This window comes from Bradyrhizobium sp. WCU1 (genome assembly GCF_053474805.1).
The window spans coordinates 2,873,921-2,892,534 of sequence record NZ_CM130280.1 but is presented as its reverse complement, the minus strand read 5'-3'; the positions used below and the strand labels follow the sequence as shown (position 1 = coordinate 2,892,534).

The 18,614-nt window shown below is 65.6% G+C and carries 19 protein-coding genes; 9 read left to right on the top strand and 10 right to left on the bottom strand.

Annotation, left to right across the window (positions count from 1 at the left end):
* Positions 1 to 222 precede the first annotated feature (222 nt).
* Entirely contained in the window at positions 223 to 1,848 is a 1,626-nt protein-coding gene (locus ACTUWL_RS13435; RefSeq protein WP_021080240.1) for an FMN-binding glutamate synthase family protein, read from the top strand.
* Positions 1,849 to 1,858: 10 nt separating this feature from the next.
* Here the strand turns inward: ACTUWL_RS13435 and ACTUWL_RS13430 are convergent, their stop codons facing one another.
* From ACTUWL_RS13430 to ACTUWL_RS13400, 7 genes are all read right to left on the bottom strand, one after another.
* On the bottom strand, positions 1,859 to 3,322 hold the full coding sequence (locus ACTUWL_RS13430; RefSeq protein WP_021080241.1) for an FAD-dependent monooxygenase: 1,464 nt from the start codon (positions 3,320 to 3,322) through the stop codon (positions 1,859 to 1,861).
* 201 nt (positions 3,323 to 3,523) lie between these two features.
* Positions 3,524 to 5,515, bottom strand: a complete 1,992-nt coding sequence (locus ACTUWL_RS13425; RefSeq protein ID WP_021080242.1) for a carbohydrate porin — start codon at positions 5,513 to 5,515, stop codon at positions 3,524 to 3,526.
* 313 nt (positions 5,516 to 5,828) lie between these two features.
* Complete coding sequence (locus ACTUWL_RS13420; protein WP_035652153.1) at positions 5,829 to 6,077, bottom strand: hypothetical protein; 249 nt, start codon at positions 6,075 to 6,077, stop codon at positions 5,829 to 5,831.
* Entirely contained in the window at positions 6,074 to 7,759 is a 1,686-nt protein-coding gene (locus tag ACTUWL_RS13415) for an NRAMP family divalent metal transporter (RefSeq protein WP_021080244.1), read from the bottom strand. The genes ACTUWL_RS13420 and ACTUWL_RS13415 overlap by 4 nt, the downstream gene beginning before the upstream one ends.
* A 13-nt stretch (positions 7,760 to 7,772) precedes the next feature.
* On the bottom strand, positions 7,773 to 8,063 hold the full coding sequence (locus ACTUWL_RS13410) for a hypothetical protein (RefSeq protein WP_021080245.1): 291 nt from the start codon (positions 8,061 to 8,063) through the stop codon (positions 7,773 to 7,775).
* Complete coding sequence (gene hisE, locus ACTUWL_RS13405) at positions 8,047 to 8,535, bottom strand: phosphoribosyl-ATP diphosphatase (RefSeq protein ID WP_021080246.1); 489 nt, start codon at positions 8,533 to 8,535, stop codon at positions 8,047 to 8,049. The genes ACTUWL_RS13410 and hisE overlap by 17 nt, the downstream gene beginning before the upstream one ends.
* Before the next feature lie 296 nt (positions 8,536 to 8,831).
* Positions 8,832 to 9,131 (bottom strand): hypothetical protein, encoded by a 300-nt coding sequence (locus tag ACTUWL_RS13400; RefSeq protein ID WP_021080247.1) that lies wholly within the window; start codon positions 9,129 to 9,131, stop codon positions 8,832 to 8,834.
* A 337-nt stretch (positions 9,132 to 9,468) separates the two neighbouring features.
* On the opposite strand from ACTUWL_RS13400, the gene ACTUWL_RS13395 reads away from it, so the two are divergent.
* Entirely contained in the window at positions 9,469 to 9,738 is a 270-nt protein-coding gene (locus ACTUWL_RS13395) for a metal-sensing transcriptional repressor (protein ID WP_021080248.1), read from the top strand.
* 165 nt (positions 9,739 to 9,903) lie between these two features.
* Here ACTUWL_RS13395 and ACTUWL_RS13390 read toward each other — a convergent pair whose 3' ends face one another.
* Both ACTUWL_RS13390 and ACTUWL_RS13385 read right to left on the bottom strand, forming a co-directional pair.
* Entirely contained in the window at positions 9,904 to 10,167 is a 264-nt protein-coding gene (locus ACTUWL_RS13390) for a hypothetical protein (RefSeq protein ID WP_021080249.1), read from the bottom strand.
* A gap of 251 nt (positions 10,168 to 10,418) precedes the next feature.
* Positions 10,419 to 11,225 (bottom strand): creatininase family protein, encoded by an 807-nt coding sequence (locus ACTUWL_RS13385; RefSeq protein WP_021080250.1) that lies wholly within the window; start codon positions 11,223 to 11,225, stop codon positions 10,419 to 10,421.
* A gap of 144 nt (positions 11,226 to 11,369) precedes the next feature.
* Between ACTUWL_RS13385 and ACTUWL_RS13380 the strand changes: the two genes are divergently transcribed.
* The 7 genes from ACTUWL_RS13380 to ACTUWL_RS13350 all read left to right on the top strand — a co-directional run bounded on the left by ACTUWL_RS13380 (position 11,370) and on the right by ACTUWL_RS13350 (position 18,073).
* Complete coding sequence (locus ACTUWL_RS13380; protein ID WP_021080251.1) at positions 11,370 to 12,413, top strand: ABC transporter substrate-binding protein; 1,044 nt, start codon at positions 11,370 to 11,372, stop codon at positions 12,411 to 12,413.
* Between the two features lie 273 nt (positions 12,414 to 12,686).
* Positions 12,687 to 13,493 (top strand): ABC transporter ATP-binding protein, encoded by an 807-nt coding sequence (locus ACTUWL_RS13375; protein ID WP_035652155.1) that lies wholly within the window; start codon positions 12,687 to 12,689, stop codon positions 13,491 to 13,493.
* Complete coding sequence (locus tag ACTUWL_RS13370) at positions 13,490 to 14,278, top strand: ABC transporter permease (RefSeq protein ID WP_021080253.1); 789 nt, start codon at positions 13,490 to 13,492, stop codon at positions 14,276 to 14,278. The genes ACTUWL_RS13375 and ACTUWL_RS13370 overlap by 4 nt, the downstream gene beginning before the upstream one ends.
* Positions 14,278 to 15,261 (top strand): 2-hydroxyacid dehydrogenase, encoded by a 984-nt coding sequence (locus tag ACTUWL_RS13365; protein ID WP_021080254.1) that lies wholly within the window; start codon positions 14,278 to 14,280, stop codon positions 15,259 to 15,261. The genes ACTUWL_RS13370 and ACTUWL_RS13365 overlap by 1 nt, the downstream gene beginning before the upstream one ends.
* Positions 15,261 to 15,956, top strand: a complete 696-nt coding sequence (locus ACTUWL_RS13360; RefSeq protein WP_021080255.1) for an AprI/Inh family metalloprotease inhibitor — start codon at positions 15,261 to 15,263, stop codon at positions 15,954 to 15,956. Before ACTUWL_RS13365 ends, ACTUWL_RS13360 begins: the two co-directional genes overlap by 1 nt.
* Positions 15,957 to 16,306: 350 nt before the next feature.
* Complete coding sequence (locus ACTUWL_RS13355; protein WP_021080256.1) at positions 16,307 to 16,702, top strand: YciI family protein; 396 nt, start codon at positions 16,307 to 16,309, stop codon at positions 16,700 to 16,702.
* An 87-nt stretch (positions 16,703 to 16,789) separates the two neighbouring features.
* Positions 16,790 to 18,073 (top strand): RNA polymerase sigma factor, encoded by a 1,284-nt coding sequence (locus ACTUWL_RS13350; RefSeq protein ID WP_021080257.1) that lies wholly within the window; start codon positions 16,790 to 16,792, stop codon positions 18,071 to 18,073.
* A gap of 19 nt (positions 18,074 to 18,092) precedes the next feature.
* Here the strand turns inward: ACTUWL_RS13350 and ACTUWL_RS13345 are convergent, their stop codons facing one another.
* On the bottom strand, positions 18,093 to 18,530 hold the full coding sequence (locus ACTUWL_RS13345; RefSeq protein WP_021080258.1) for a hypothetical protein: 438 nt from the start codon (positions 18,528 to 18,530) through the stop codon (positions 18,093 to 18,095).
* Positions 18,531 to 18,614: the final 84 nt, after the last annotated feature.

The window sequence follows — 18,614 nt, the reverse complement described above, 5'->3', positions numbered from 1 at the left end:
CCACCTCCCCCGCAAGCGGGAGAGGGAGCGCAGTCTTTACGCGGCCACCTTAGTTGCACTGCAGCAGGTGGGATCAAGTTGAACGATCATGGCACCCGCACCCGCCCATCCGGGCGGTTGTCACATCTGTGACTGCTCGGCCGTATAACCGTAGTGCACTTGTTCCGCGAGTTGGATTAGGCTCAGCGTCGACGGGATATTCAAGGCAGACCGGAGGATTCAATGGATACGATACTGCTTCCGTTCTCGCCGCGCTTCATCGTGCTGACGATCTGCGCCGTTGTCACGGTGCTCCTGCTGCTGGTTGGGATTTTCGACCACAAGGTCTTCAAGATCATTCTGATCCCGCTGGTGATCTTCGGCGCGCTGACCCTGCTCGGCATCCGCGACTTCACGCAGAAGAACCACGCGGTGCTGCGCAACTACCCGATCTCTGCGCATGTCCGCTTCCTGCTCGAGGAAATCCGCCCGGAGATGCGGCAGTATTTCTTCGAGAGCGAGAAGGACGGCATGCCGTTCTCGCGCGACACCCGCGCCGTGGTCTATCAGCGTGCCAAGATGGTGCTCGACAAGCGGCCGTTCGGCACCCAGGAGGATGTCTACCGCGAGGGCTATGAGTGGATGCATCATTCGGTGGCGCCGAAGCCGCGCGCCGACGAGAAATTCCGCATCACGATCGGCGGGCCCGATTGCACCAAGCCGTATTCGGCCTCGGTCTTCAACATCTCGGCGATGAGCTTCGGCGCGCTGAGCCCCAACGCGGTGCGGGCGCTGAATGCCGGCGCGAGGAAGGGCGGCTTCGCCCACGACACCGGCGAGGGCGGCGTCAGTCCCTATCACCGCGAGATGGGGGGCGACATCATCTGGGAGGTCGGCTCCGGCTATTTCGGCTGCCGCAACCGCGACGGCACCTTCAATCCCGAGCTGTTCGCAAGCGTCGCGGGCGACGACCAGATCAAGATGGTCGAGCTCAAGATCAGCCAGGGCGCCAAGCCCGGCCATGGCGGCGTGCTGCCGGCCGCCAAGGTCTCCGAGGAGATCTCCAAGATCCGCGGCGTGCCGATGGGCGAGGACTGCATCTCGCCGGCCTATCACAAGGCGTTCTCGACGCCGATCCAGATGATGGAATTCGTCGCCAACATGCGCAAGCTGTCCGGCGGCAAGCCGGCCGGCTTCAAGATGTGCATCGGCCATCCCTGGGAGTTCCTGGCGATCTGCAAGGCGATGAAGGAGAGCGGGCTGTATCCCGACTTCATCGTGGTCGACGGCAATGAGGGCGGCACCGGCGCTGCGCCGCTCGAGTTCATGGACCATCTGGGCATGCCGATGCGCGAGGGCGTCAATTTCGTCCACAACGCGCTGATCGGCATCGGCGCGCGCGACCGCATCAAGATCGGCGCGTCCGGCAAGATCGCGACCGCCTTCGACATGGCGCGCGCGATGGCGATCGGGGCCGATTGGTGCAATTCGGCCCGCGGCTTCATGTTCGCGCTCGGCTGCATCCAGTCCCTGAGCTGCCACACCGACCGCTGTCCGACCGGCGTCACCTCGCAGGACCCGATCCGCAACCGCGCGCTCTATGTGCCGGACAAGATCGAGCGCGTGTACAATTACCACCACTCGACCCTGCACGCGCTGACCGAGCTGCTCGCCGCCGCCGGCCTCGAGCACACCAAGGATCTGCGGCCGATCCACTTCTCGCAGCGGACCTCGACCACCGACGTGCGCACCTTCGCGCAGCTGTATCCGACGCTGCGCCCGGGCGAGCTGCTCGACGGCACCCAGGATCCGCGTTTCCGCGAAGCCTGGGCGATGGCGCGCGCGGACTCGTTCCAGCCGGCGGGGTAGGGCGTCCGACTTACGTCGGCGCGCCGAACCATCTGGTCAACGCTTCCGTGAGGCCGGCGCGGGTCCGGTCTCCGACCCACGCCACGTAGCCGTCCGGGCGGACCAACACTGCGCTGGGTGCCGACACCGCTCCGAGCGCGGGCAGCTCCCAGGTGCCGGCATAGGCGGCGTCGAGCAGCTGAACCCGGTCGGCCCACCCGGTGATGTCGAAGCTGCCGGGCTCGCCAAGATTGAGCAGCGCCGGCCGCGCCTGGTGCAGCAGTGCGAAGACCCGTCGCGGGCCGCTCGCCGTGACCAGATCGAGATCGGGCATGCGGCGTCCGAGCAATGGATGACCGTCGCCGAGCTCGTAATGCAGGTCGAGGCCCGACATCATCGCGGCAAAGCGGCGGCGCGGCTCCTCCATGCGCAGCAATTCGGAGACCACCTCGCTCAGCGCCTTGCTGCGCGCATCGGTGCGGTTGAGCGCGACGTGCGCCATGGTGTTGCGCAGTACGCGGGCCGCCACCGGATGCCGCTCGGTCTGATAGCTGTCGAGCAGGCTGTCCGGCGATGTCAGCTTGACCACCTGGGCGAGCTTCCAGCCCAGATTCACCGCGTCCTGCACGCCGATATTGAGGCCCTGTCCGCCCATCGGCGGATGCACATGGGCGGCATCGCCGGCCAGCAGCACGCGCTGCCTGCGATAGCTCACCGCCTGCCGGGTCATGTCGGTGAAGCGCGAGATCCAGACCGGATTGTGGATGCCGAAATCGGTGCCGTAGGCGGCGATCAGCGTCTCGCTGACGTCGTTGAGGGTGGGCTCCCGGTCCGTGCCGAGCTGCCGCTCGGTCAACACGACCCGCACCCGCCCGCTGTCTTCCACCTTGCCGATCGCGAAAGTGCCGGTGTCGTCCTGGCGAAAGCCCCAGTGCGGTTCGCCGGACATCTCGGCCTCGGCGATCAGCCAGCTTCTGGTCGGATCCCATCCGGCGAAGTCGATGCCGGCCGCTTTGCGGACGGTGCTCCGGCCGCCGTCGCAGCCGACGAGATACTGCGCCCGGAGCCGGCCGTCCGACAGCTCGACATCGACGCCGGCGTCGTCCTGGGCAAACCCGGTCACGTCGCGTTCGCGATAGATCGGCACCGCGAGTTCGCCGACCCATTCGCCGAGAATGCGCTCGATATGGCTCTGGAACAGCCCGAGCGTGAAATTGCGCCGGGTCGGAAAGTCGGTGATATCGAGCGGAACCAGATGCGAGTGGAACAGCACCGCGGGATGCCGCGTCCCCTCCGCGACGAATCGATCGCCGATGCCGCGCTGATCGAGCACCTCCACGGTGCGCGCATGCAATCCGCCCGCCCGCGCGCCGATCAGGTCCGCTCCCGCGCGCCGCTCGACGACGGCGACATCGATCCCGGCCAGCGCCAGCTCGCCCGCAAGCATCAGCCCGGTCGGACCTCCACCGGCAATCACCACAGCATGTTCCCGCATCCCGCACTCCCTTCGTTCGATTGGGCGCGCGTTCTACGGGATGACCCCGGGCTTGCGGCAAGCCCGGGGGGTCTACATATATTTGAGTGGGGAGAGGGCGTTTTGTCGCTCGAACCAATCCAAAACATCATTGCGAAGACCGGCGCGGCAAACTCGCTGTCGTCCCGGCTTTCGCCGGGACGACAGTTGGAGGTAGCAGCCCTAGAACTCGCCGTGCAGACGGCCGGAGATGATGTGCACCGGGCCGCGGTCGGCGTTGTAGGCGGGGTTGGCGATGAACTGATAGTCTGCGGTCACCGTGAAGTGCTTGTTGACCGAATAGGCGTAGTAGCTCTCGAAGATGCCCTCATTGCGGTAGTTGAGCGCGCCGTCGCCGATCAATAGGCCGGTACCGCCGGCGGCGAGGAAGTCGCGATGCGAGGCGGAGAGCCCGTTGATCGCGCCGCCGATGCCGATGGTGTCGTCCGGCCGCCCCCATCGGGCGCCCTTGATCGACACGCCGCCCGAAAGGCTGCGGTCGACGTCGGTGAACGACAGGATCTCGTTCTGGCCGTCATTCCAGCTCAGGCGACCGAACACGCCGACATCGGTTGCGATCTGCTGCTCGGCGTTGAGATAGAAGCCGTATTTCAGGTTGTCCTTGCGGATGCCCGCCATCACGGCGTTGATGTCGAGCGTCGGGTCGGCGGCGACCGTGCCGAGCGCCTGGCTGTAATTGCCGGTGAAGCCGCGGTTGCCGAACACGCCGACGCGTATCTTGCCGGGCTGGTCGAAGATCGAGTAGCGCCCCTCGAACTCGACGACGGCGCCGCCGGTCTTCCAGGTCAGGACGTCGCTGTTCGGCGCATCCGGCACCTGGAACAGGGCGCCGCGCACCGCCCAGTCCCTGCGGTTGAAATCGACCACGGCGCCGCGGGTGTAGCCGGGCAGGTCGGCCGGGAAATCATAGGCGGCCGACGACCACATCGCCCAGTTCATGAAATCGGCGCGCGGATCCTTCGCATAGGAATTGCCGTCGAAGAAGTCGCCGACTGCGAAGCGGCCGACGATCAGCGTCAGCCGATCGATGTCGCGCTTGCCCGCGATCTGGTTTGGGCCGTCAGGGACGTCTTCCTGCTCGCCGCCGAAGCCGAAGGTCTGCTTGATGTAGTAGCGCTGCGGCCGGATCCTCGGATATTCGGCGCCGGCCTTCTGGGCTTCCCCGTTCGGGAAGCCGGCGATGCCGAGCGTGCCGTTGAGGCCGAAGCCCTGCGCGGTCTCCGGGTTGAAGTAGAGCTCGCCGCCCTCCCACAACCGCACACCGAGGAACGCAGTCGTGGTCCAGGTCTGCTGCGCCTGTCCGCCCGCCGGAAGGCTGTTGGTGCCGCTAAAGGCTGAACGGAACGCCGGGTAGCCCTGTCCGATCAACGTCGTCTGGCCATGGATCGTCCAATTGTCGGAGTCCGGCAACCGCGGCTGGGTCGGCGTCGCCGACCATGGCGAGTCGCCAAGCTGGTAGTTCAGGCCGAACTTCAGCAGATGAATCCGCGGGTCCATGGTGACGCCGGGCATGCCGAAATCATTGAGCCCGAGCGTCCGCCGCGACAGGTCGATATATTCGTATTCGATCTTGGCGGTCCAATTGCCGCTCAGCGCGAACTCGGCGCCGACGCCGGCGGTCCAACCGGTCTGGTACTGCCCAGGCTCGGAGACGACACTGCCCGAATCGTCATTGACCCTGACCTGGGTGTGTCCCCAGGCGAAGCCGCCGGTGACATAGGGCATCCAGCTGCCAAAGCTGTAGCCGGCGCGGCCGCGCACGGTGCCGACATAGTCGATCGAGGCATTGAAGGGGCCGAGCGTGCGCCGCGGCAGATCGACCGGGCTCACGAAGGTCGCATCGGTCTCGACGCCGAGCACGAAGCGGTTGGCGAACTGGTGATTGTATCCGACCTGGAAGCCGCCGACCCCGCCCGTGACGCTGTGCGGAAAGAAGACCGCCTGGAGGGGAAGCGGATTGGTATCGGGACCGAGGCTGCCGTCGCCATAGCCGACATGGCCGCCGACGTAAAAGCCGGTCCAGTTGTAGACCGCCGTGTTGATGGCCGGTGACTTGACGGCCATGTCGGCCGCGGCCGCGGGCGTGCCGAAGGCTGCAGCGCCGAGCGCTGCGCCGGCGGCGATCCGGACCCGAAACAGGCGGACGCAGGTCATGACGCGACAATCTCCCCCGCGCGGTTGGAGGTATTCCCTGCCATCACTGCAGATTTGGCGGCCGCGTGCCACCCGAGATTTGAAGTCATCGCCCGCCGTCCCCGGTCTGATCTGCATCATTCCATCCAATGCCAGATCAGCAACTAACACCCCCAGTTCCTTATTGCAAATGGTTCGCAATAGCAACTGAGACTCGCCGGATGCCTCCCGGTGTGCACTGCCTCTATGACAGTCGTGTAACGAGGTGAAGCCGCCGGCGCGCTTCGCTGCAATTGGCTGCGCGGGTGTGGCAGTCCGGTCGAGGGCCCACCGCTCATTCGATGCCGTCATGGTCTTTAACTTTCCTTGTCGAGGTGAATTCCGGCCGCGGCCTTCGTCCCAGCGCGATCAGCGCGCCGGCTCGTTCGAAGGTCCGCGCCACTGAGAGCGCCGCGCGCAGCTCGGCGCTCGAGATTGTGCGTTTCAGGTAGAGCGCGGTTGCGCCGCGCAGGATGGCGCTCGCCAGCCTCAGCAGCACGACCGCGCCCCATCGACGGCCGCGGCCGAGGGGCACGACCGTCACGCCCCCACCGTGGCGAGCTGCACGATCCGCAACAGCACGAGCCCGGCGGCGACGACCAGATAGCCGCGCAGCACGATCATCCAGATCCGGCTCAACGGGCTGAGCCGCGCCGGCGGCAGCCGATCGAGCGGCGGCATCCGCCAGGTGTCGCGGTCGAACAGCGGCGGCTGGTGCCGCTTGAAGCGGAACGAGGCGTGGCGGCGCGACGACATCTCGTACAGCTTGACCAGCGCCGTGACGGCGACGGCAAGTGCGCTGCCGCCGACCAGGATGCCGATGATCCAGGCCTCGCTGAGGTCGGGGAACAGCACCGCGGCGGTCAGGATCACCGACAGCATCACCAGCCCCGCCACGACAGCGCCGGTGAACAGGTTCAGCCTCGTCGAATTGATCCAGGGTCCGAGGATGTGACGGTCGTTGCAGAGCAGGAGCAGGAACACGGTCGCGCTCGGCAGCAGCACGCCGGCCAGCGTCTGCACCGCGTTGGTGAGCAGCCCGAGCGGCGTGCCCGGCGTCAGCACCAACACGGCGGCGAGCACGATCAGGCCGCAATAGACGCTGTAGAAGCCTTTGGCGTCCCACAGCTTGCGGTGCAGCGAGTGCTTGACCGCGAATACGTCGCCGATCGCATAGGCGGTCGAGAGGGAGACCGCGGCGGCGCCGATGATGCAGGCATCCAGCAAAGCGAGGGCAAACAGCACAGCCGGCAGCCGCCCGGCATATTTCTCGAGCCCGACCGCGGTCCCGAGCGCGTCGGTGTAGTTGCCGAATTCGGGCTGTCCGGAGAACACGTGCGCGCAGAACGAGATCATCGCCACCGCGCCGACCACGACCAGCACGATGCCGATGCACAGATCCATCCGCTCATAGCGGATGAAGCGCGGGGTGATCCGCTTGTCGACGATGTAGCTCTGCTGGAAGAACAATTGCCATGGCGCCACCGTGGTGCCGACGATGGCGACGATCAGCAGCATCACTTCGCTGAGCTTGGCGCCCTCGGGCATCTTCGGCACGAAGAAGTCGGAGGCGATCTGCCCGATCGGCGGATGCACCATCAGGATCACAGGCACCAGCAGCAGGCTGCCCGCGACCAGCACGATGCCGAAGCGTTCGAAACGGCGGAAGTCGCCGGTCGATACCGCCAGCATCACGATCGCGGCCGAGGCCAGCACGCCCCAGAATTGCGACAGGCCGAGATAGCTCAGCGCGAGCGTGATGCCGATGAATTCGGTGACGATGGTCAGTGCGTTCAGCACCAGCAGGTCGATCACGCTGAAGGCGCCCCAGAATTTTCCGAACCGCTCGAAGATCAGCCGCGCATGGCCGACGCCGGTGACGGCGCCGAGCCGCACCACCATCTCCTGGTTGACGTAAAGCACGGGAATCAGCAGCAGCAGCGTCCACAGCAGCGTGGTGCCGTAGTTCTGGCCGGCCTGGGTATAGGTGCCGAAGGCGCCGGCATCGTTGTCGCCGACCATCACGATCAGGCCGGGGCCGACGATCGCGAGCAGCGTCTTCAACCGCGCCGTCAAGGTCGCGCGCGGCGCGACATCATCTTCCGCGATGCTGCCGAGCGCGCCGTGGATATCGCCGAGATGCGCCCGGTCCAGGACCGCGGTCCGGCTCGAGGCGAGAGCCGCTTGATCGGGGGCGTGCATGTCCAAGTCATTGACGACGGTCATGACTCATTCCTTCTTACTTGCGTGGTTTGGTGGTTCGGGCTGCTGGAAAGCGGATGATGTTGGTCGCATCAGGCGCGGGCGTTGGCGTTGCGGCGCGTCGGCGCTTCGGCGCGGTATCGGTGTCCAGCACCAGCACGACGCCGAGTGCGGCGACGTGGCGTACCAGGCCCGCGCTTTCGCTGATGATGCCGATGACGCTTCGCATCACGGGCGCGAGCGGATCGTAGGCTTCACCGGTGTTGCGGACGGTCTGCGTGGCGGTCGGCCGGCGGCCCGGCCCGAAGATGTCATTTGCCTTGCTCATGTTCGTCTCCTGTCCGCTTCGGTGCTGGCATGGACGGGTCTGAATCCCGGTGACGGGATTTCGGCGGCTTCTCGGCAATCCCGAGTTCGTCGGCGCGGCGGCGCATCTCGATCCAGACCGAGCCGGGTTCGATGCCGGCGCGATGCCACAATGCGACGAGGTGGTAGAGCAGGTCGGCGCTTTCGCTGACGATCGCCTGCGTGTTGTGCTTGACGGTCTCGAGCGCGACCTCTCCGGCCTCCTCGATCACCTTCTGGGCGATCTTGCGGGTGCTCGAGGTGAGCAGCCTTGCGGTGCGCGGGTGATTATCCGGCGTCACCGCGTCGAGTGACGCATGCAGCCGATCGAGTTCACCCTGCGAGGCCGTCGCCGCGCGCGGCCCGTCGCCGACCGGCGGCGCTCCGGCCTGGCGGCGCAAGCGTCCCTGCCGGCGGGGCGGCTCTGTCTCTGTTTGTCTGGCGGTTTCAGTCATACCTGCTCCGATCGTCTCCGCGCTGCCTGTCAGGCACGGCGCGAGGGACGCGGAGCGGCTTTACGCGCGCGCGCAACCTCCGCTGCCGTGAGCAGCGGCATTCTCAAACGTGATGTCGTTCCCCGAAGGGTGTCCCGTTGCAGCGCCGGAACGGCGGGCAACGGGACGACTAGGTCCCTCGTCCATGTTCGTCCCCTAGGGCATGATCCGGAAAACTGCGAAGCGGTTTTCCGGAACGATCATGCCTAAACAAGAATCCAGAGCGCGATGACGATTCAAGCTGATCTCATCGCGCTTCAGGCGCTCGCCGCCATCTTGAGCTTGGCGGCACGCGCGATTGTTGTGCGCGGGCCGGAAGGCCGGTCCGCGCATCGCTCACCGTTGGTCGGTTCGGTGCTGGTTTCGACGGTCCACCGGCATTCCAGGTGGCCGTCGATCAAGACCCAATGACATGCCGGTGCCGGGGTTGGACGCCGGCCTCGGCCCTCCGGGTGGCGAAAACCCGGGAGGTTGTCATTGGAATGGGTGGCCGCAATCGGCCGCGGCGCCATGCGCTGCGGCTCGAACGGCCGGAATTTTGCGAGCTTTTCGAACATCGCTCACCTCCACTTCCGCTGTCGCGCGGCAGGCCGGTGAGGAGCGGCGGTCAGCTAAGGCGCGACCACCCATCCACGCAGGCGAAATCTGCGCGATCAGTTTTGCTATGTTGCGGCGTCAACAGTCCCGTCGAGGGTCTACTGTCGCCTGAGTTGCTACTGCCCATGTGCCTTCTGTGTTGGCTCGTGGTCGGGTTGGTCTTTCGGGGTAGGACCCCGGCGCGGAACGAATGTTCCGACAATTGGGCACTACGCCTGACACAAACACGTGTCAAGCCGAATTTGCTATCCTCCTGGGAGGATCGCGATTATCCTCCCGGGAGGATAGGAGAACCATATGTCCGACGACCATCCGCATGTTGCCATCGCCCGGCGCCTGAAGCGCGCCAACGGCCATCTCGAGACCATCGTCGAGATGATCGAGCAGGGCAAGCCATGCGCCCAGATCGCCCAGCAATTGCAGGCCGTGGAGAGTGCGATCGAGAGCGCCAAGAAGGCGCTGATCCACGATCACATCGGCCACAGCCTGGAGGAGACGTTGAAGGCATCGGGCCCCAAGGGCCGCAATGTGCTGCGCGACTTTCGGCTGATCGCGAAATACCTGTGACCCAACATACCTGTGACCCAAGATACCCGTGATCAAAGGCCGCATGCGGCGGACTGACGAAGCTTGACCCGTCCGGGGGGATCACCGGACGGGTCGGTTGCGACACGGGGTGGATGAGGACCCGTGCCGAACGCAGGATCCGCAGCCTTTAGAAAAGCCCGTCGATCAGTAGCAGGTGCGCACGCGGCCGATGTAGTTGCCGTAGGCGTCGAACTGGCGCACCCAGCCGCAGCGGCGATAGCCGGTGTCGTAGTAGCCGTCGCTGGCCGCGATCGCGCTGCCGACGATGGCGGCGCCGACCAGCCCCGCGCCAACGCCCCAGCCCCAGCCATACGGCTTGGCTTCGGCCTGCGAGGTGGTGGATGCGATGGTGCCGGTCACGGCGAGCGCGGCGAGGGCGAGGGCGGCAAACTTGGTCTTGATCGACATGGGATACTCCATCCTGTTTGAGCGCGGTCCGGTGTGGTCCGCATGCCCGTTGGACGGAGGCTTTCCGGTTCCGGTTCGAGCGCCGGCCGGGAAATATGGTTTCGTGGATTGTTTCGTCGCGAATAAAGCTCTGCGAGATGGGTCTAAATGGCTCGCCGCGAGCTCGGTGCACCTCTCCCCGTCGGGGAGAGGTGAACCATCCACGGCGCTTCCTGCTCAAACCTTATCCATCATGCGTCAGCAAGACGGAGTCAGTTGCCCGCGAATACGCCCGGATCGAACCTGTCGACGTCCGCAAGCAGCTCGCAGAACGCACGCGCGCCATGCTCGAGCAGCTGCTCGCCCTTGTCGGCAGAAGCCTTGGTGGCATCGCCGATCGCGCCGCTTGGATTGAGATCCTGCGCCTGCCAGGCGAACGGTGCCGGCCGCTGGGTCGACAGCAAGCGGTGATCCTGCTCGATCTGAATGCTCGCGGGCTTGAAGTCCGCGATCGCATCCTTGCGCACATGCTGCGGATACTTCGCCAGCATGATCGAGGTTTCGACCGCGCCGCCATGGATGCCGTGGCGCAGTTCGTCGGCATCGAACAGCCCGTCGGGTGTGCCGAAGCGCGACCAGCTCGTGGTGACCACCAGCATCTTGTGCTGCGCGCGCAGATCCTGCGCGACGAGTTGCATCGCGGCGGAGTTGCCGCCATGGCTGGTCACCATCACGAGCTTCCTGACCCCGGCGCGTGCCACGCTCTCGCCGAGCGCCATCCAGCTGTTCAGCGCCACCTCGGTCGGCAGGGTCAGCGTGCCCGGAAAATCGATGTGCTCGGTGGAGATGCCGACCGGCTGCACGGGCAGGAACGTCGCCGGGATGGCCGCTGGCAGCAGCGCCTGCACCCGCGCCAGATACGCTTCACCGATCATGACGTCGGTTCCGAGCGGCAGATGCGGCCCGTGCTGCTCGGTCGCGGCCAGTGGCAGCACCACGATCCAGCGCGCGGCCGCGCCCTTGGCGATGTCGGGCCAATGGATGGCGGTCCAGTCACGGGGCGGAAGCGTCGAGGTCATCAAGGCTGTCGTTTCAATACAAGCGTTTCATGGGATGGATTTGCAGGCTAGTTTGTTTAACATCGTGAGGCGTTCGCGTCTCCGGGCGCGGTCCACCTCCTGCCGCCTTCCATCATGGGCCATTATATCAGACGGAGTCCAACCATGATCCCGGCCTTTTTGCTGCGAGCGTTAACCACAGCCCTGCTGGCCGCCACCCTCGGCGTTTCCGCAGGTGTCCTCCCGGTGCGGGCGCAGAGCTCGGACAAGTCTTTGGACAAGGTCTCGTTCGGCACCAACTGGGTCGCCGAGGGCGAGCATGGCGGCTTCTTCCAGGCGCTGGCCGACGGCACCTACAAGAAATACGGCCTCGACGTCACCATCGTGCCCGGCGGCCCCAACGAGAACAACCGCATGCTCCTGATCGCGGGCAAGCTCGACTTCTTCATGAGCGCGAACTCGCTGCAGACCTTCGACGCCGTCACCAACAACGTGCCGCTGGTCGCCGTCGCGACCATGTTCCAGAAGGACCCGCAGGTCTTCCTCACCCACCCGGAGGTCAAGGTCAGCAAGATCGAGGATCTGAAGCCGCTGACGCTGCTGATCTCGAAGGAAGGCATCACCAGCTACTTCCAGTGGCTGAAATCTGAGTACGGCTTCGACGAGAACAAGGTGAAGCCCTACACCTTCAACCCGCAGCCCTTCATCGTGAACAAGCAGACGGCCATGCAGGGCTATGTCACGTCGGAGCCCTTCGCGGTCGAGAAGGCCGCCGGCTTCAAGCCGAACGTGCTGCTGCTCGCCGACTACGGCTTCAACTCCTATTCGACGCTGATCGAGACCCGCCGCGACCTGGTCGACAAGAAGCCGGACCTGGTGCAACGCTTCGTCGATGCCTCGATCGTCGGCTGGTACACCTATGTGTACGGCGACAATTCGGCCGGCAATGCGATGATCAAGAAGCTCAATCCCGACATGAACGACGAGCTGCTGGCCTATTGCGTCGCCAAGATGCGCGAGTACGGCATCGTCGATTCCGGCGATTCCATCAAGAACGGCATCGGCGCCATGACCGACGAGCGGATGGCGAGCTTCTTCGACAAGATGGTGCGCGCCGGCGTGGTCAAGAGCACCATCGACTATCGCCAGGGCTATACGCTGCGCTTCGTCAACAAGGCGGTCGGCGTCGAGCTCCGGCCCAAGAACTGACGGTGCGGACGCGATGAACTTTGACGCGAATGTTGCAGCGTCGGTAGTCCACCTCTCCCCCTGTGGGAGAGGCATAGGCCGCCCATGGCGGCCGTACCTAGCGACGCCGAAGCAACGCTTCGGCTATGTCGCATCGCCAGATGCGATCCGGGTGAGGGGTGACGCTCTCTCGTGGGACCTGCGCCCCCTCACCCGGCGCTTCGCGCCGACCTCTCCCCGATGGGGAGAGGTGCTCCCCGCGGCACGATCGCGCTCAGCAAAATCCAGCCGTCGATGGTAGAGAGCATCGTGTCGGAAATCGCCGCCAGCAGCTCCGCCGTGCGCCTGCGCGGCGTCACCAAGACCTATGACAGCGGCGTGATGGCGCTCGGGCCGCTCGACCTCGAAGTCCGGCAAGGCGAGTTCGTCTCGCTGCTCGGGCCCTCCGGTTGCGGAAAATCCACCGCGCTGCGAATTATCGCAGGCCTCGCCACACCGAGCACAGGCACGGTCGAGCTCGCGCATCACGACGTCGAGCGGCGCGGCAGTCACCGTATCGGCTTCGTGTTCCAGGAGCCGACGCTGATGCCGTGGGCCAATGTGCGCGACAATGTCCGCCTGCCGCTGAAGCTCGCCCGCGCGCCGGCGACCGATGCCGATGCCCGCATCGAGGCGGCGCTCGATCAGGTCGGGCTGGCGGAGTTTGCCGGTGCCTATCCGCGCGAATTGTCCGGCGGCATGAAGATGCGGGTGTCGCTGGCGCGCGCGCTGGTCACCGATCCGGATATCCTGCTGATGGACGAGCCGTTCGCGGCACTCGACGAGATCACGCGTTTTCGCCTCAACAACGATCTCTTGTCGCTGTGGCGCGATTTGCACAAGACCGTCATCTTCGTGACGCACTCGGTGTTCGAGTCGGTCTATCTCTCCGAGCGTGTGATCGTGATGACGGCGCGGCCGGGCCGGATCGGCGCCGAGTTTCATATCAACTCGGCCGAGCCGCGCGGCGAGGAGTTCCGCACCTCGGCCGAATATGCCGCCTACTGCCGCGAGGTCTCGCATGCGCTGGCGCCGTCCTATGCGGGGCAGGCCGGCGCATGAAGTCTCCGCAAGACCTCATCCGCTTTCTGCTTCCGGTCGCGGTGTTCGCTGCGGGGCTCGCGCTCTGGGAAGCGATCGTCCGCGCCTATGGCATCCAGCCCTACGTGCTGCCGAGCCCGCTATTGGTGCTGAAGACGCTGGTTGCAGACTGGCCGATCCTGTCGCAATCGCTCGGCGTCACGCTGCTGACCACGCTCGAAGGCTTCGTTGCCGCCGCGGTCGGCGGCGTGGTGCTGGCGCTGTTGTTCAACCAATCGAAATGGCTGGAATATTCGCTGTTTCCTTATGCGGTGGTGCTGCAGGTCACGCCCGTGATCGCGATCGCGCCGCTGCTCCTGATCTATCTGCAGCAGCAGACCGCGGTGATCGTCTGCGCCTGGATCGTGGCGTTCTTTCCGGTGCTGTCGAACACCACGCTCGGGCTCAACTCGGTCGATCGCAACCTCGCCGGTTTGTTTCAACTTTATGGCGCGTCACGGCTGCAAACGCTGTTGTTCCTGAAGCTGCCTGCGGCGCTGCCTTATATTCTCGGCGGCCTGCGCATCGCCGGCGGGCTGTCGCTGATCGGCGCCGTGGTCGCGGAGATCGCAGCGGGCAGTGCAGGTGCCGGCTCGGGCCTCGCGTTCCGGATCGCTGAATCGGGCTACCGGCTGAATATTCCCCGCATGTTTGCAGCCCTTCTGCTGCTATCGCTGGCCGGGATTGTCATCTATGGGGTGCTGGCGCTAGTTTCGCACCTCTTGTTGCGGCGTTGGCATGAAAGCGCGTTAGGAAAGGACAGTTGATGGCCCCGATTTCTTCCGAAAAGATCGATCTGCTGATTTACGGACCGATCCGGCCAATCCTCGAAAACGGCTTTTCCGATCAATACGTGCTGCACAAGGCCGAGAGCCGCGGCGACCTCGAACGGCTGACGATGGACACGATGGCCAAGATCCGCGGCATCGCCGTCACCTATCACACGATGGCGACCGACAAGACCGCGATGGCGCTGTTTCCCAAGCTGGAGATCGTCGGCAGCTTCGGCGTCGGCTACGACCACGTCGATTCCGCCTATGCGCGCGATCACAATATCGTGGTCACCAACACGCCCGACGTGCTGACCGAGGAGGTCGCCGACGTCGCGATGGGTCTGTTGATTGCGACCTTGCGCGAATTCGTCAAGGCCGACCGCTATGTGCGCTCCGGCCTGTGGCAGACCCAGAATTATCCGCTCAGCGTCGGCTCGCTGCGTGATCGCAAGATCGGCATCGTCGGCATGGGCCGGATCGGCCAGGCGATCGGCCGTCGCCTGGAAGCCTCGCGGGTGCCGGTGTCATATCACTCGCGCAACCCATCCAAGGACGTTTCCTACAAGCACTATCCCGACCTGATCGAAATGGCGAAGGCGGTCGACACCCTGATCGTCATCGTGCCGGGCGGCGCCTCGACCGCGAAGATGATCAATGCCGACGTTCTGAAGGCGCTCGGCCCGCGCGGTGTGCTGATCAATGTGGCGCGCGGCTCCGTGGTCGACGAGCCGGCGCTGGTCGCGGCGTTGAAATCCGGCACCATCCTCGCCGCCGGTCTCGACGTGTTCGCGGCCGAGCCGAACGTGCCGGACGAATTGAAGGCGATGCAGAATGTCGTGCTGCTGCCGCATATCGGTTCGGCCTCGGTGGTGACGCGCAACGCAATGGACCAGCTCGTGGTCGACAACATCAGGAACTGGTTCGCCGGCAAGCCGCCGCTGACGCCGGTCGCCGAAACCCCGGTCAGGGATCGCTGATGGCATTGTCCCGCTTCAGCGTCGTGCTGCTCGCGCTGCTGGCCGCATCCGGTCCAGCCGCCGCGCAGGACGTCACGACGTTGAAGAAGGACATGATCGGACAGTGGGAGCTCGCCACCACCGAGCGCAGCAAGACCTGCGTCGTGACGCTGAAGAGCGACGCGACGCCGCAAGGCTTCAAGCTCGAGCTCGAGCCGGCCTGCGCCGCCGCGCTGCCCTTCACCAAGGACATCACCGGCTGGAGCATCAAGGGCCTCGGCGACATCGTGCGGCTACACAACGCGGCCGGCGAGGCGGTGATCGATTTCACAGAAGTCGAGGCCGGCATCTTCGAGGGCATGCGCACCAACGAGGGCGTCTACATCCTGCAGAATCTCGCCGCCGCCCGCTCGCTCGCCAAGTCGATGGACCAGATGATCGGCGACTGGTCGATGGTCCGTGGCAACGGCCAGGCGATCTGCGCGCTGGTGCTGACCAACACCGACGCCGGCAACGACAATTTCCAGGTGTTCATGAAAGGCAAATGCGATCCCGCGGTCGCGACCTTCAACCCGACGCTGTGGCGGCTCGACCACGGCCAGATGATCCTGATGTCGCCCAAGGGCGAGAGCTGGCAGTTCGAGGCCGACGACAACGCCCAGTGGCGCCGCATCCCCGACAGCGCCGATCCGCTGATCATGTTGCGGGAGCAATAGGGGGCCGGCGAAATATCACCGCCTCCGCATGCGGTACTCGCCGACAAATTTGCGCGATTTCGGAATATTGGAAATATCTCCCTGATTTGCCCGACGTGTCAAGGTCCCCGTATCGGACGCCGGCAGCCCGCCGGCTGCTTTGCATGGGGTTGTTTTCGATATTTTTGACCCCGCGCATCCGCGGCGGCGTAAAGCCGCCGATGCGTCCGCAGTTTGCCCTGTTCCGTCGTCCAGCCCGAAAATAATTCCCCACTCCCTGTCGATCCGGTTCGCGCCGGATCGTCGTCACCAGTAGCGAGCCGGTTTTGCGGCGGTTATCGTCGCTTCTCGCCTAAAACAGGAGTTTTCCGATGCGGTTCATGTATATCGTCACCTCGTCCCAGCCCCCGCGGCCGCCGACGCCGGCGCTGATGGAGGCGATGGGCAAGCTCGCCGAGCGGGAAATCAAGGCCGGCCGCATGATCGACACCGGCGGGCTGCTGCCGGTCGCGATGGGCGCCCAGGTCCGCATCACCGACGGCAAGCTCAACGTCATCGACGGGCCGTTCGTCGAGACCAAGGAGATGATCGGCGGTTACGCGATCTTCGAGCTGCGCAACAAGGAAGAGGCCGTCGCGGCCGCCGTGGAGTTCATGCAGCTGCAAAAGGAGCATATGCCGGGCTGGGAAGGGACCTGCGAGGTGCGCCACCTCGCGACCCCGGGCGTTGACGTCGCCTGCCAGGTCGATGTGTCCGCCGTCGCCTGACGGGCCGCGGAGGGAGCGTTTTCGAGCGAAGTGGCTTCCAGCCCGCGTGAAGAAGGCGCGACACGGCAAGACGTCAAGTCGGCGGCGATGACGGCCGCCGACATCCAGTCCACGATCCTTGCGGTGTGGCGCATCGAGCAGCCGCGGCTGATCACCAGCCTGTCGCGGATGCTGCGCGACGTGCCGCTCGCCGAGGATCTGACCCAGGAAGCGCTGGTCGCCGCGCTCGAGCACTGGCCGGCCGACGGCGTGCCGGAGAAGCCGGGCGCCTGGCTGATGGCGACCGCCAAGCGGCGTGCGCTCGATCACATCAGGCGCAACAGCATGCTGACCGGCAAGCACGGCATGCTGGCGCATGATCTGGCGTGGGAGCAGGAGACCATGCCCGATTTCGATTCCGCGCTCGACGACGACATCGGCGATGAATTGCTGCGGCTGATCTTCACCGCCTGTCATCCGCTGCTGTCGCGCGAGGCACGCGCCGCGCTGGCGTTGCGGATGATCTGCGGCCTCACCACCGAGGAGATTGCGCGCGCCTTCCTGCAGGTGGAAGCGACCGTCGCCCAGCGCATCGTGCGTGCCAAACGCACGCTGTCGGAGTCGGGCCTCGCCTACGAGACGCCGCGCGGCGAGGCGCTGTCCGAACGGCTCGCCTCGGTGCTCGAGGTCGTCTATCTGATCTTCAACGAGGGCTACACCGCCGCACGCGGCGACGAATGGCTGCGACCGCAGCTCTGTAACGAGGCGCTGCGCATCGGCCGCGTGCTGACCTCGATCGCGCCATCGGAGCCGGAAGCACACGGCCTGCTGGCGCTGATGGAGTTCAACGCCTCGCGGATGGCGGCGCGCACCGATGCGGCCGGCGAGCCGATCCTGCTGATGGACCAGAACCGCGCGCTGTGGGATCGCCTGCAAATCCGCCGCGGCCAGCTGGCGCTGGCGCGCGGCCGCGAGCTCGGCGGCGCCGGCGGCTTCTATGTGCTGCAGGCCGCGATCGCCGCCTGCCACGCCGAGGCCGATGCGCCCGCCGCGACCGACTGGCGCCGCATCGCCGCGCTCTATGGCGATCTCGCTGCGCTGCTCGATTCGCCCGTCATCGCGCTCAACCGTGCGGTTGCGATCGGCATGGCCGAAGGGCCGCAGGCCGCGCTTGCGATCGTCGACGGTCTCGCCGACGAGCCGGCGCTGAAATCCTATCACCTGCTGCCGAGCGTGCGCGGCGATCTGCTGCAACGGCTGAGCCGCTTCGCGGAGGCGCAATCAGCGTTCGAGGCCGCCGCCGCATTGGCCGGCAACGCACGCGAGCGTGAGTTCCTCAAGCGCCGCGCCGCGGCCGCCGCGCGCGCGGCGCAGGAGCGCGAGCAGCACTGACGGTGGTCGTCAGGAGAGATCATCGCACGTCATGGACAAGCGCCGCCTTGCCGCGCAGCCCCCAGAGCAGCAGGGCCGATGCCGCGATGATCGCAAGGCCGATCGAGACGAACCCGGCGGTGACCAGCGTCTCCTGCCACGGCGGGGCACTACGCCCGGGCGCGGTGACCGGCGAGAGCGCGCCGGTTCCGAGAATGGCGGCGAGCGTCGTCACCGCCCAGTTGCCGTAGGTGCCGCAGGGCAGCGCCCAATAGGCGACAGCGCGCGGGCCCGACGCCAGCCTGACCTCGCTCCAGATCGCCCCGACCGCGAGCAGGAAGGTGCCATTCATCACCCCTTCGAGATGGGCCGCGAGTCCCATCCGGACGTTGGTGAAATGCTGCTCGACAAGTCCGGTCAACAGCCCGATCAGGAACAAGGCCATGCCGTGAAACAGCAGCCGTCGCCGATAATCCATTCCCGCCCCCTCAAATGATCGCCCGGTCAATGGCCGATCATAGCAGACGGGACGAAGCCGTCCGTCAGTGACCTGGGGTCGCAG

Excerpts from the sequence above, each read along its gene's own strand:
- ACTUWL_RS13435 (WP_021080240.1), top strand. The coding sequence starts at position 223 with ATGGATACGATACTGCTTCCGTTCTCGCCGCGCTTCATCGTGCTGACG.
- ACTUWL_RS13430 (WP_021080241.1), bottom strand. The coding sequence starts at position 3,322 with ATGCGGGAACATGCTGTGGTGATTGCCGGTGGAGGTCCGACCGGGCTG.
- ACTUWL_RS13425 (WP_021080242.1), bottom strand. The coding sequence starts at position 5,515 with ATGACCTGCGTCCGCCTGTTTCGGGTCCGGATCGCCGCCGGCGCAGCG.
- ACTUWL_RS13415 (WP_021080244.1), bottom strand. The coding sequence starts at position 7,759 with ATGACCGTCGTCAATGACTTGGACATGCACGCCCCCGATCAAGCGGCT.
- ACTUWL_RS13410 (WP_021080245.1), bottom strand. The coding sequence starts at position 8,063 with ATGAGCAAGGCAAATGACATCTTCGGGCCGGGCCGCCGGCCGACCGCC.
- hisE (WP_021080246.1), bottom strand. The coding sequence starts at position 8,535 with ATGACTGAAACCGCCAGACAAACAGAGACAGAGCCGCCCCGCCGGCAG.
- ACTUWL_RS13400 (WP_021080247.1), bottom strand. The coding sequence starts at position 9,131 with ATGTTCGAAAAGCTCGCAAAATTCCGGCCGTTCGAGCCGCAGCGCATG.
- ACTUWL_RS13395 (WP_021080248.1), top strand. The coding sequence starts at position 9,469 with ATGTCCGACGACCATCCGCATGTTGCCATCGCCCGGCGCCTGAAGCGC.
- ACTUWL_RS13390 (WP_021080249.1), bottom strand. The coding sequence starts at position 10,167 with ATGTCGATCAAGACCAAGTTTGCCGCCCTCGCCCTCGCCGCGCTCGCC.
- ACTUWL_RS13385 (WP_021080250.1), bottom strand. The coding sequence starts at position 11,225 with ATGACCTCGACGCTTCCGCCCCGTGACTGGACCGCCATCCATTGGCCC.
- ACTUWL_RS13380 (WP_021080251.1), top strand. The coding sequence starts at position 11,370 with ATGATCCCGGCCTTTTTGCTGCGAGCGTTAACCACAGCCCTGCTGGCC.
- ACTUWL_RS13375 (WP_035652155.1), top strand. The coding sequence starts at position 12,687 with ATGGTAGAGAGCATCGTGTCGGAAATCGCCGCCAGCAGCTCCGCCGTG.
- ACTUWL_RS13370 (WP_021080253.1), top strand. The coding sequence starts at position 13,490 with ATGAAGTCTCCGCAAGACCTCATCCGCTTTCTGCTTCCGGTCGCGGTG.
- ACTUWL_RS13365 (WP_021080254.1), top strand. The coding sequence starts at position 14,278 with ATGGCCCCGATTTCTTCCGAAAAGATCGATCTGCTGATTTACGGACCG.
- ACTUWL_RS13360 (WP_021080255.1), top strand. The coding sequence starts at position 15,261 with ATGGCATTGTCCCGCTTCAGCGTCGTGCTGCTCGCGCTGCTGGCCGCA.
- ACTUWL_RS13355 (WP_021080256.1), top strand. The coding sequence starts at position 16,307 with ATGCGGTTCATGTATATCGTCACCTCGTCCCAGCCCCCGCGGCCGCCG.
- ACTUWL_RS13350 (WP_021080257.1), top strand. The coding sequence starts at position 16,790 with ATGACGGCCGCCGACATCCAGTCCACGATCCTTGCGGTGTGGCGCATC.
- ACTUWL_RS13345 (WP_021080258.1), bottom strand. The coding sequence starts at position 18,530 with ATGGATTATCGGCGACGGCTGCTGTTTCACGGCATGGCCTTGTTCCTG.